This window comes from Flavobacterium salmonis (assembly GCF_903819435.1).
GTDB classification, from domain to species: Bacteria; Bacteroidota; Bacteroidia; order Flavobacteriales; family Flavobacteriaceae; genus Flavobacterium; species Flavobacterium chungangense.
In genome coordinates, this window is sequence record NZ_CAIJDP010000068.1 from 425584 (window position 1) to 437456 (window position 11873).

The 11873-nt window shown below is 32.4% G+C and carries 11 protein-coding genes; 7 read left to right on the forward strand and 4 right to left on the reverse strand.

The genetic code is table 11. The annotated features are described in order from the left end of the window. Positions 1–107 precede the first annotated feature (107 nt). Together FLACHUCJ7_RS11985 and FLACHUCJ7_RS11990 are read right to left on the reverse strand one after the other, a co-directional pair. Positions 108–2048 (reverse strand): LTA synthase family protein, encoded by a 1941-nt coding sequence (locus FLACHUCJ7_RS11985; protein ID WP_180909053.1) that lies wholly within the window; start codon positions 2046–2048, stop codon positions 108–110. A 48-nt stretch (positions 2049–2096) separates the two neighbouring features. After that, positions 2097–2324, reverse strand: coding sequence for a hypothetical protein (locus tag FLACHUCJ7_RS11990; protein ID WP_031456150.1), 228 nt, complete (start codon positions 2322–2324; stop codon positions 2097–2099). Positions 2325–2810: 486 nt separating this feature from the next. Here FLACHUCJ7_RS11990 and FLACHUCJ7_RS11995 point away from each other — a divergent pair, with 486 nt between their 5' ends. Further along, entirely contained in the window at positions 2811–3329 is a 519-nt protein-coding gene (locus FLACHUCJ7_RS11995) for a hypothetical protein (RefSeq protein WP_180909054.1), read from the forward strand. Between the two features lie 73 nt (positions 3330–3402). Here the strand turns inward: FLACHUCJ7_RS11995 and FLACHUCJ7_RS12000 are convergent, their stop codons facing one another. Together FLACHUCJ7_RS12000 and FLACHUCJ7_RS12005 are read right to left on the reverse strand one after the other, a co-directional pair. Next, positions 3403–4167, reverse strand: coding sequence for a hypothetical protein (locus FLACHUCJ7_RS12000; RefSeq protein WP_078226076.1), 765 nt, complete (start codon positions 4165–4167; stop codon positions 3403–3405). 82 nt (positions 4168–4249) lie between these two features. Continuing rightward, entirely contained in the window at positions 4250–5128 is an 879-nt protein-coding gene (locus tag FLACHUCJ7_RS12005) for a PPK2 family polyphosphate kinase (protein ID WP_180909055.1), read from the reverse strand. Positions 5129–5447: 319 nt separating this feature from the next. Between FLACHUCJ7_RS12005 and FLACHUCJ7_RS12010 the strand changes: the two genes are divergently transcribed. The 6 genes from FLACHUCJ7_RS12010 to FLACHUCJ7_RS12035 all read left to right on the forward strand — a co-directional run bounded on the left by FLACHUCJ7_RS12010 (position 5448) and on the right by FLACHUCJ7_RS12035 (position 11869). Continuing rightward, positions 5448–6299 (forward strand): hypothetical protein, encoded by an 852-nt coding sequence (locus FLACHUCJ7_RS12010; protein ID WP_180909056.1) that lies wholly within the window; start codon positions 5448–5450, stop codon positions 6297–6299. Between the two features lie 5 nt (positions 6300–6304). Further along, on the forward strand, positions 6305–7141 hold the full coding sequence (locus FLACHUCJ7_RS12015; RefSeq protein ID WP_180909057.1) for a DUF6929 family protein: 837 nt from the start codon (positions 6305–6307) through the stop codon (positions 7139–7141). Between the two features lie 264 nt (positions 7142–7405). Next, the gene (locus FLACHUCJ7_RS12020) at positions 7406–8086 is read left to right on the forward strand and encodes a CPBP family intramembrane glutamic endopeptidase (protein WP_031456156.1); all 681 of its coding nucleotides are present in this window, start codon (positions 7406–7408) and stop codon (positions 8084–8086) included. Positions 8087–8235: 149 nt separating this feature from the next. Continuing rightward, positions 8236–8736 (forward strand): RNA polymerase sigma factor, encoded by a 501-nt coding sequence (locus FLACHUCJ7_RS12025; RefSeq protein ID WP_180909058.1) that lies wholly within the window; start codon positions 8236–8238, stop codon positions 8734–8736. A 2-nt stretch (positions 8737–8738) separates the two neighbouring features. Next, on the forward strand, positions 8739–9704 hold the full coding sequence (locus FLACHUCJ7_RS12030) for a hypothetical protein (RefSeq protein WP_180909059.1): 966 nt from the start codon (positions 8739–8741) through the stop codon (positions 9702–9704). A gap of 35 nt (positions 9705–9739) precedes the next feature. Continuing rightward, entirely contained in the window at positions 9740–11869 is a 2130-nt protein-coding gene (locus FLACHUCJ7_RS12035) for a vWA domain-containing protein (RefSeq protein WP_180909060.1), read from the forward strand. Positions 11870–11873: the final 4 nt, after the last annotated feature.

Below are 11873 nucleotides of genomic sequence, written 5' to 3' on the forward strand. Positions count from 1 at the left end.
TAAATTGTGATTTTGTTATTATTTAAAATTCAGGCAATAAAACAAAAAAGCTGCTAAAGAAGAAATTCATCTTTAGCAGCTTTTCATTATCAAAATGAGTTGCAAAATTATTTTTTTACCTCTCTCAGCTTATATTTATTTTCCTTATACAAATTACCCGCAGTTATAACATGTGCCAAAGCATCTTTTGCTAATTCTTCGTTTAATTTTACTGGAATCAAAGTTGTATCATTTTTGATTTCAAATTGAAGCGGTTTCAAATTTGGCTGCATAATTACAACCTGATTCTCTACTCTGAACGCATTGATATCATTAAATTGCATGATAGATCTACCCTGAGTTTTTGCATCTAACTGATTTAAATTTCTACCTACCATTGGCGTTTCAAACGAAAGTCCCAAATAACTTAATAACGTTGGTGGAATGTCAATCTGACTGGCCAATTTACTATACGAAACTCCTTTTGGAACTCCAGGGCCCAAGATTAGAGCGGGAATATGAAATTTATTGATTGGTACTAAATTTTTTCCGTAAGTTCTGGTATTATGATCGGCAATAACAATGAAAATAGTGTTTTTAAAATACGCCTCTTTTTTAGCCATTTCGAAGAATTTCCCTATCGAAAAATCAGCATATTTCATGGCATTGTTAACTGTTGCAGGATTCTTGTCATACGGCTGGATTCTTCCAGCTGGATATTCAAAAGGCTCATGATTGGAAGTCGAAAACATTAATGAAAAGAAAGGTTTATCTCCTTTTGATTTAAAATAATTATTCGCTTTAGTTACCAAATCCTCATCAGAATAGCCCCAGGTTCCTTTGAAGGCATATTTATTCCCATCTGATTCAAAATCTTCCTGATCTACAATATCTTCAAATCCGTTTCCGTTGAAAAATGAAGCCATATTGTCAAAATTCGCCATTCCGCCATAGATAAAACTAGTGTCATATCCTTTGTGTTTTAAGGCATCGGCAAGTGTAAAAAAACCTTGTTGTGAATTTCCTAACTTCACTACACTTTCAGACGGAGAAGGCAAAAATCCGGTTACAACCGCTTCAATTCCACGAACGCTTCGGGTTCCGGTACAATATAAATTGGTAAACAACAGACCTTCTTTCGATAATTTATCAAACTCTGGTGTTAAAGGTTTTCCTCCCAGAATTCCAACATATTCTGCACCTAAACTTTCCTGAAGAAAAATCACCAAATTATAAGGCTTCTTCAAAACAGAATCTGGTTGCTGAACATGCAGAAACGGAATTTCGGCATCGGTAAAATCATTAGGTCCCGCAATCATGTATTTTTTTACACGAGCAATGGCTTCGGTTTCCTCCATTTTACCATACATCTTAGTGTTACCTTCGTTTTTAATCGAATAAGCAGCAAAAGCAACCGTATAAAACGAATTTAATCCCAATGTATTGGTAAGCTGATCCGTTGAAAAAACAGCATTACTGGCATTAATCGGGCGTTTTGAAGTCAGACTTGAACGGGCCCCAAAAAACAATAAAAACGCCACTAACGGAAAAACCATTAATTTGAACTTATATTCGGCAGTAGTTGTATGAAAAAATTGTTTCCCTTTTTTGAAAGCCAAATAAATAACTACTCCTAAAATCAGGAAAGTAACGATAATAGAAGTCAGATAACTTTTCAAAAGCATTCCGACAACTTCCTTAGGATAAATCAGGTAATCAAGGAAAATCTTATTCGGACGCGTATCATACTGTTTTACAAAATCCGGCGAAGCCAATTCTACAAAAAGAATCAGAAACAGAAACAGAAAACTATAAATTACCAAAAAGGAGTTAGTAAACTTTAGCCATTTATTAGGCAAAAAAGTAATTAAAAGAGCCGGGAGAAAAGACAAATAACATAGTAATATCAAATCCATTCGAAGACCGATTGGAAAAATATACCAGAAATTAGGTGTTTCAACTACTCTGTCTTTAAAAATAAAAAATAAAAATATTCTACTTAAAGTAGTAATCAGCAATCCGATTAAAATGAAATTTAAAACGGGTTTTAAAAAACGTAATTTTTTCATTGGAAAATTTTGAATTGTACATGGGTAGAAATACGCTGCAGTGCGTCTCTACTCTTCGTAACGATTTATTTCTCTGTCGTAAAAGTTATTTGCCTTTTCAATTAAACCTTCCATTTCTGCATTCAATTCGGCTTCATCAAGATCTTCGGCTTCTTCCAAAAACTCAACCTCGTCATCTTTTAAATTGATAATAAATCGAGGATAATCAAGATGAATGATAAAAATATCGTCTGGAAAATCAGTATTATCTCCAAGTAAAAATTTAGGTAATTCCATATTTAGTGTATTTTTTATGGTTCAAATTTAGGTATTTGAATCTTAATTATTGATTAATTTTTTTGTTAGATAATGAAAGTGAATATATAAAAATACTGCAGCAGAAGTTAATCCTGCCAAGAACCCAATCCAGACACCTTCGACTTTCCGTGTGTTTTAAATTTACTTTTATTCTTTTTAGCCTTGCAAAGATAATCACATGCTTCGGATTAGGCCGAAAGACAAAGCTTAATAGATTTTGTTCTTCTAAAAGCAATAAAATACTTACTTAATTTTAACATTTCATCAAAAATGAAAGAATAAAAAGTCTGCAGTATATTTTTGAATAAAACCGAAAAAACCAGTAAAATAAAGGGATTACAGCCAATAATGCATTGCCTGAATTTTAACAATATTTACATTATGTAACGATTTCGAAAAATTATATAACTACATAACAGTACCTCAAAACTAATTTTACATCATAGTAATTAAAAAAATACACGCATGAAAAATTTACAAAACATCCGAATTTTATTTATTGCAGTCTTTGCAATGCTTTACACGACGACCTCAACTGCGCAGCAGAATGATGAAATACAAAATTATGATCAGAAATTAAAATTAGGATTTGGAGTAAGTGGCGGAATCCCAACCGATGGAGATGATTATGACTGGGCTCTTGGTGGAGATGTAAGACTTCAATATGATTTATCTAAAAGAACCTCACTAACATTGACAACCGGTTTTACTAACTTATTTGTTGGTGACGATGTTCCTGATTTAGGTTTCATTCCTGCAAAAGCCGGTTTTAAAGCATTCGTATGGGAAGATCAGTTTTATGTTATGGGAGAAATTGGTGCGGGTTTTGCTGTAACTAATAATTATAATGAAACCTCAATTTTATGGGCTCCAAGTATTGGATATGCCGGAAAACATATTGATATCAGTTTAAGATATGAAGATTATGACAAATTCAATACCAATCAGGTTGCACTACGAGTAGCATATGGTTTTGAATTGTAAAAACTAAATTCAAGTTATTTTTATTTTTTTTGGTAAACCCGATGGATTTTGATAATCTGTCGGGTTTGTTTTTTTACTCATACTGAATTGTAGTAATATTTTGTATCTGACCATTCCTCTTCAATGTTATTTTTGTTGGGTAATTTTTTGAATTATACTCATATTGATATTTATCAACTCCTCCATCATAATTATAACTATGAAGAATATTATTCTTAGCCATAGATATAATTTTCAAATAAGCTTCTGAATAAATCAAACCAAATGAATTATGTTTATCATCATACGATTTATAAAACGTCATATCCTTTTTAGATTGCCCTTCATATTTCCTCTCAGAAAGATTTCCCTTTTTATCGTACAAATATGCTTCTTCAGATAACAGTTTACCATTTTCTGAAATTTGACATTTTATAATCTGTTTCAAATCGTTATAAGTATACATATAAAGTATTTTTCTTTGACTTTCTGTTGTCAAAATATTAGTTATTAAATCTTTATCATAATTAAAAACTCTCAAAACAGAGATTTCGTTTAAGCTTTTTAATGGTTTTATATAATCTTTCATTTCCTTTATCTTCCCATCTTCATAATTTATTTCAACGCTTGCTGTAATCTTACCATCACTTAATGATTCGATTTTGGAAATCAAATCATTTTCATAAAAAAAAGTCCAAACTTCCTCTGGCTCTGGATTCCCATTAGTATAATTTGCAGAAACTTTTTTTACCACCTTCAACGTATCATTAATATTAGAAAGCTCTGTTCTAATTTTTGGACCATTTGGATAGCAAACAATATAAATCATAACTGAGATAAAAAAAATAATTCTTTTCATGGTAATTAATTCAAATATTAGAAGAGTAAATGTGTGTTTAAATAATGTAAAAAACCTAAGTTTTTTTAAAATGTTAATTTTATTACTTTTCTCCCAGCTCTTTTTTATACATTTCGATATTAGCTTTAATCTTATCATCAAGCTCTGGTTCTTTAATATCGGTATATTTTTGCATTTCTTCCAATATAATTTTCGCTACTATATAACGGGCCATTTCCTTGTCATCTGCCGGAATTACATACCAGGGTGCATAATCTGTTGAAGTTTTATTAATTGCTTTCTCATAATATTGCATGTATTCTTTCCAGTGTTCACGCTCTTTTAGATCTCCGGGCGAAAATTTCCAATGGTGTTTTTCTTCTTCCAAACGACGTAACAAACGTTCTCTTTGCTCTTCTTTACTCAAATGCATGTAAAATTTCATCACAATGGTTCCATTTTGCGTAATATGCTTTTCAAAATTATTGATTTGCTCAATTCTGTTTTTCCAGAATTTGGGTGTAATATCTTCAACCGAATTGATTCCGGGTAAATTCTCTCCCAAAATATACTCAGGATGTACACGGGTTACCAGAACATTCTCATAATGCGTTCTGTTAAAAATAGCGAACTTCCCTTTTTCCGGTAAAGCAATATAATGTCTCCATAAATAATCGTGTTCCAACTCAGTCGAATTGGGTGTTTTAAAACTATGTACCACAACACCACGCGGGTTAAATTCCTTAAAAACTTCCCTAATCAAACTGTCTTTGCCTGAAGTATCCATTCCCTGCAAACAAATTAAAACACCATATTTATTGTGTGAATACATGACATCCTGCAAATCACTCAATTTCGCCTGAACCTTATCCAATTTTTCTTCTTTTTCATCATCATTAGCTTCGATATTAAGCAAAGTCGGAATCTTAGACAATTTTATTTTATCTGTAACTTTAAAATCATTCGGGTCTATTGATTTCATATGTGTTAATTTTAATTATTATTGGTCACATATGTTATCGCCTTTAATTGTTTTTGTTTACACAAAGATTCTATCAGTGGCGATTTCATATTTCTAAGTTTTATACAAGTAAATATACTATTTTTACGAAGCATATTCCTGCTATTCATTGCAATACTTTTCAATAAAATGCTTTTTTCCAAAGCCATAACAAAGCTTCCGCTGGTCGCTTCGTTCTGTCAGGAAAAAATGCAATTTCTTTTCAAAGTATTTTCATTACTATCAGGGCTAGGCATTGGTTTTCAAAAGAAACAATCAAATTGCAAATGAAATACTTATAATGAAACTTAAAATAACATTACTTTTTTTAATTTGTTTCTCAAAAATCTACACTCAAAAAATAGAACGGGAAGTTGGTCCGATAAAAATAACTTATGAAACCTATCATCTCAAAGATTCCAAAAAAACAAAAACAGAAAAGTCTAAGTATTATTTTGATGACACAGGTAAGTTATTAGAAAAAATTTCGTTTGGCAATCAACATAGTAGAAAATTAAATTTTATTGGTGAAATCGAGCAATTCACTTACTTAGATGAAAAAATCATCTCTGAAAAAAGTTGGCATTCAGACTGTATTTGTAAAAACGGGAAATTTATTACTTATACTACTGATTACTTTTATGATGAGAATAATTTGTTGATTAAAAAACTTTTCTCAAATCCTATTACGCCACCATTTCTATATAAATATGAAGAAAACAAAACAGAAATACATTCTGGAGATTATTACACGCAACAAATTTTTGACAACCAAAAAAGATTAATTCAATTCAATCAAATGTCAGAAGCTACAAATAAAATAAGGTGGCAGTATTTATATGAATACAAAGACAATATAACAATAGCTCACTTCCAGACATACTATGGTGACGGAAAAGAAAACTCCAAAACCGAAACCAGATACTACGATTTACAAAAAAGAATAAAATCTGAGGAAATAATTAATTACAATAAAACAAAAATACTTTATGAATATTCCAAAGATGGAATGCTTAATAAAATCAAGGAATATGAAAGTTCTATAAAAAGTGAAAATTATAAATTATTACGTATGACAAAAATTAAAGTGAACAGGAAAAGAACGAACTTATCAACCGAAGCAATTAAAAAAATAAATTCCCAGCTAATCTAATACTTATGGAAAAATTCACATTAGAAATACTATTTCAAATCATCGGAATCGGTTCTGCCTCCGGATTATTTTTAAATAATGATTCACTTTATGTTATTGGCGACAACAGCGGATTTTTATACGAATACAACATGCAGAATCAGCAGTTAAACCAGCATCCTTTAATTGAAAATCCAACGCAAAACATTCCAAAAAACTTAAAACCGGATTTTGAATCGTTAACCAGTCACAACGACACACTGTATGTTTTTGGTTCCGGATCCACCGAAAACCGAAACAAAATGATTGAATTCGATCTTAAATCGAAAACGGTAATACAAAAGAACAATCTGATCGATTTGTATGCGCTGATGCAAAATTTCGGCGAAATAAAACCGGAAGATTTCAATCTCGAAGGTGCTATTTTTGATGGTGAAAACTGGTATTTATTCAATCGTGGCAACGGAATTTCGAACAAAAACACCATTTTTACCATCCATGCCAAAAATCTTGGAGAAGAATTTGCCCTGATTTCTGTCAATTACAAACTGCCAAAAATAAAAGGAGTTCGTTCCAGTTTTACCGATGCTATTTTAGTCGAAGACAAAATCTATTTCCTTTCTACCGCCGAAGATACCAAATCAACCTACGATGATGGCGAAGTCTTAGGAAGTTTCATTGGCCGAATCGATCTTAAAACCATGAAAATCGATTTTACTCAAAAAATCACGGCAACCAATAAATTTGAAGGTTTGACACTTTACAAAAAAGAGAACAATAAAATTGAGTTTCTGCTTTGCGAGGACAATGACACTGAGCTTTTGGAAACTAAGATTTATAAATTGACATTGCCGGTTAAGTAGAACATTTGTGAATCTTTGCGAAGGAGTTTTTCCACAAAAATTCGCAAAGATTTCACAGAGATTCACAAAGCCTTACAAAAATTTATTTTGCGAACCTCTGTGAAATCTTTGTGAATCTTTGCGGTAAATTATAACACAAAGATTCGCAAAGATTTCACAGAAACGTGCAAAATATTTCAACTACAATATTGACGTAGAAGCATGAAAGCACTTCTTGAGAAAGAATAGAAATTAAGCCAAAATTAAAAACTATATTCCAACTAAATGCTCAACATTACAAACGCAGCTAAGAAACCAACTTTAATTATCGGCATCATACTTTCAATACTCCTTCCTTTTCTGGCAATTTATTCTTCTTTATTATTCAAAGATTCAGGACTTAGTAAAGAAGCTCAATTCTATATTTCGAGATTTACAATTTGGATTTCGTTACTGCTTTTATTCCTCTATTCTTTTAAAATAGAAAAACAGCCCTTTCTGCATTGGAAAGAAACTGAATATTCATTTTCTTTTTTAACAACAGCAATATTAAAAACATTTTTAAAATTATTTCTGGCTGTTGTCTTAACAGGTCTTTTATTTATGTTATTGAAAATGAATTCTCAAAGTACTGTGTTAAATAAAGCCTTAGGGATTTTAAAAAAAAGTTATGTATTACTTTTTTTTACCTGTGTAACTGCTGGTATTACTGAAGAATTAATTTTCAGGGGCTATTTGTTGCCCAGATTAGAATTACTGGTTAAAAATCAAAAGCTGGCTATACTTATTTCCAGTTCTGTTTTTGGATTTATGCACTTTGGCTATGGCACTTTAGTGAACATTATTGGCCCAATCGTCATCGGGGTGGTATTGGCTTTGCAGTATGAAAAATACAGAAACATCAAAATTGTAATTATCTGTCATTTTTTATGGGATCTTTTTCTTTTAATGTTAAAAACAAAATAACAAATTAATAATCAGCAAATTAAAACCTAATTTGAATTATTTTTACATTTATTTTCATCTTCGTCCCAACCTTTTTATCTTTTTCACTCTCTTTATAATTAAAGACCAAAATTGTGATAAACGAAACGCTAATTTCTAACTGCAAAAAAATGAACCGTGATGCCCAGCGTCAGGTTTATGAGCACATGGCTCCAAAATTGTATCGTGTTTGCAAACGATACCTCAAGAAGGAAGAAGAAATAGAAGAAGCCCTGGCCGATGCTTTCTACACCATCTTTACAAAACTAGACCAGCTCAAAGAAGATAAGGCTTTTGAAGCCTGGGCCAGAAAAATTACCGTTAATCACTGTTTGGCAACTATTAAAAAGAGCACCAATTTCAACATGTATCTTGATGATGTAAAAGTACTTTCTCAGCCTTTTACAGATGAGATTAACACATTAGAAGAAGAGGATTTACTCAATTTATTAAACCATATTCCCGAAGGCTGCAAAACGGTTTTCAACCTTTTTGTCATTGAAGGTTTCGGACACAAGGAAATTGCAGCAATGCTCAATATTTCTGAGGGCACTTCAAAATCGCAGCTCAATGCGGCCAAAACCAAGCTGAAGGAATTAGTAAATAAATTGTATTATCAAAAAGCAAAATAGTCATGGACAATCACGATAAAATATTCGATAAATTTAAAGAAGCCGCACAAAACTCGGAACAAAAAGATTTTCCGGGAATGGAAAAAATCTGGTCGCGCGTTGAAGATAAACTGGATCAAAAAGAAGATAAAAAAAACATTGCTTTATGGAAGAAAATTGCAATCGCAGCTTCCTTTCTGTTATTACTTTCTCTTGGATTTCAATTTTTAAAGTCAGACAAAAATGCAGTAAATGAGATTCCAAAAGTGGTTATTCAGGAAACTGAAAAATCTCAAAAATCCGATTTAAATCAAAAAGATAAAACCATCTCTTCTGACTCCGGAATTGTTTCTAAGGAAGAAGCAATTAAAATTCTTGAAAATCAGGCAAAAAACAAAGAGAGTGTCGCCATTCAGCAAGCAACCGGAATGGGATCTAGTGTTCAACTTATTGAACCGGTGATTGTTTCTGAAATGACTCCCGAAGCTATTGCATCTCCCCCCGTAAAAGAGGAACTTTTTGAAGAAGACAATACTATAGTTTCAAAAAAAGAAACCAGTGAAGAAATGAGTTATTCTTCAAAATTTAAAGAAAGAGAATCTGCTAAAGCTGCTTTTGCCGAAAAACAAAGCCAAATGGCTAAAAAATCAGCACCATTGATTGTCCTTAACGGAAATGCCATGGCACACAGTGACGATTACAAAAGAGACAAAATGATACAGGAGGAGCTTCCTAATATGAGTCCGGAAAATGTAGAATCACTCGTTATTCTCGATGAACCGTTGTACATCATCGACGGCATTTATTTCTCTGAAAATGATTTATTCGGAAAAAATCCGACGAGTCCGTATGCTCCTTTAAATAAACAGGAAATCAAAACCATTACCATACTTCAGGATCTGGAAGCCACAGAAAAATATGGCGAAAAAGGCAGAAAAGGAGTTGTTATCATCACTACTAAAACTGGAAAACCGGCTCTGAAAAAATAGCCAAGACCCGAACATTAATTCTAAAACTTACTATCATGAAAAGTCTAAAACTTATTTCATTAGCCATTACTATGCTTATATGTTTCGTAAGCATAGCACAAGAAAGAACAATTACAGGAATTGTAACAGATCAATCTAACATACCTCTTCCTGGTGCTTATGTAGTGATTAAAGGCACTAAAAAAAATACTCAAACAGATTATAATGGAAACTATTCTATTCAGGCAAAAAAAGGAGATGCTCTTGTTTTCAGTTTTATAGGAATGAAATCCCAGACAAAAGTTGTTGGAGACAAAACCATTATTAATGTAAAACTCGAAGAAGAAAGCCAGTCATTAGAAGAAGTTGTCGTTACGGGTTATGCCGTTAAACGCAAAAAACACCAAACAGCAGCTTCCGTACAAATAGTTCAAGGGACAGAAGTCAGAGCAAAAACTTCAAAAAAACAAGTTCAGCCAGTTACAAATGCAAGTGTTACAACAGTTCGGGAATCTTCTTCAATTTCATCTAAAAATGAACCTGTGTATATTGTTGACGGAGTTCGTATTAAAGCCGACCAAATGGCAAAAATCAATCCAAATGATATTAAAGATGTTCATATTCTTAAGAATGATCCAAACTCATCAATTCATAGCGGTACTAATAATGGAACTGTTATCATCACTACGAAAAACGACCTTTATAAAAATCTCTCTGAAAGAGAATTAGATAAAAAATTAAACACAATTACACCAATCCCTGCAGAACCTTCTCAGGAAGATTATGATACATTTGTAGAAAATGCTTTCGAAAGTCCGAAAACAGCACCACTTTCTACATTTTCTATTGATGTTGACAATGCTTCTTATACCAATATCAGACGTTTCCTGAACAACGGACAGGAAGTTCCAAAAGATGCTGTGCGTGTCGAGGAAATGGTAAACTTCTTCAAATACAATTATCCACAGCCAAAAGACCAGCATCCGTTTTCTATCAATACCGAATTGAGTGATTCTCCATGGAATTCCAAAAATAAAATCCTTAAAATTGGTTTACAGGGAAAAAATATTCCAACCGATGATTTACCGGCTTCTAATCTTGTTTTCTTAATTGATGTTTCCGGGTCAATGAGCGAAATGAACAAATTGCCTTTATTAAAACAATCGATGAAAATTTTGGTAAACGAATTACGACAAAAAGATAAAGTTGCCATTGTGGTTTACGCTGGAGCTGCCGGATTGGTTTTGCCTCCAACTTCTGGAGACGAGAAAAAAACTATTATTGATGCTTTGGATCAATTAAACGCCGGAGGAAGTACTGCCGGAGGAGCAGGAATCAATCTGGCTTATAAAATTGCTTCTGAAAATTTTATTAAAAACGGAAACAATCGTGTAATTCTTGCAACTGATGGCGATTTTAATGTGGGAGATTCTTCGAATACTGATATGGAAAAACTAATTGAAGAAAAAAGAAAAACCGGTGTTTTCCTGACTTGTTTAGGCTACGGAATGGGCAATTACAAAGACAGCAAAATGGAAATCCTGGCCGATAAAGGAAACGGAAATTACGCTTACATTGATAATATTCAGGAGGCAAATCGTTTTTTAGGAAAAGAATTTAAAGGATCGATGTTTGCGATTGCGAAAGATGTAAAAATTCAGATTGAATTCAATCCGATACAAGTGCAGTCTTACCGTTTAATTGGATATGAAAACAGAAAACTTCGTCCGGAAGATTTCAAAAATGATGCTATAGATGCGGGTGAATTGGGGAGCAACCACATCGTTACGGCTTTGTATGAAATCATTCCGGCAGGAGTTTCCAGTACATATCTTACAAGTCTTCCTGATGATTTAAAATACACAAAGGTTCAGGAAACTACAACCAATTTCAATAATGAACTTGCGACGATAAAATTCCGTTACAAAAAACCTGATGGCGATAAAAGTATCGAAATGGTTCAGGTGATCGAAAACAAAGCTATTGTTTTAGAAAAAGCTTCTGATGATTTCAAATTTAGTTCTGCCGTGGCCTGGTTTGGATTAAAATTGAGAGATTCAAAATTAATATCAAACAAATCTTCCGAAGAAATAGTTAAATTAGCCAAACAAGGAAATTCAAATGACGGCGAAGGCTATAAAGCTGAATTTATTCGTCTGGTTGAAACTTCTAAACAGTATAATTAATTTC

Coding starts and splice junctions, on each gene's coding strand:
- FLACHUCJ7_RS12020 (WP_031456156.1), top strand. CDS start 7,406: ATGCTCAACATTACAAACGCAGCTAAGAAACCAACTTTAATTATCGGC.
- FLACHUCJ7_RS12025 (WP_180909058.1), top strand. CDS start 8,236: ATGAACCGTGATGCCCAGCGTCAGGTTTATGAGCACATGGCTCCAAAA.
- FLACHUCJ7_RS12000 (WP_078226076.1), bottom strand. CDS start 4,167: ATGAAAAGAATTATTTTTTTTATCTCAGTTATGATTTATATTGTTTGC.
- FLACHUCJ7_RS12010 (WP_180909056.1), top strand. CDS start 5,448: ATGAAACTTAAAATAACATTACTTTTTTTAATTTGTTTCTCAAAAATC.
- FLACHUCJ7_RS11985 (WP_180909053.1), bottom strand. CDS start 2,048: ATGAAAAAATTACGTTTTTTAAAACCCGTTTTAAATTTCATTTTAATC.
- FLACHUCJ7_RS12035 (WP_180909060.1), top strand. CDS start 9,740: ATGAAAAGTCTAAAACTTATTTCATTAGCCATTACTATGCTTATATGT.
- FLACHUCJ7_RS11990 (WP_031456150.1), bottom strand. CDS start 2,324: ATGGAATTACCTAAATTTTTACTTGGAGATAATACTGATTTTCCAGAC.
- FLACHUCJ7_RS12005 (WP_180909055.1), bottom strand. CDS start 5,128: ATGAAATCAATAGACCCGAATGATTTTAAAGTTACAGATAAAATAAAA.
- FLACHUCJ7_RS12015 (WP_180909057.1), top strand. CDS start 6,305: ATGGAAAAATTCACATTAGAAATACTATTTCAAATCATCGGAATCGGT.
- FLACHUCJ7_RS12030 (WP_180909059.1), top strand. CDS start 8,739: ATGGACAATCACGATAAAATATTCGATAAATTTAAAGAAGCCGCACAA.
- FLACHUCJ7_RS11995 (WP_180909054.1), top strand. CDS start 2,811: ATGAAAAATTTACAAAACATCCGAATTTTATTTATTGCAGTCTTTGCA.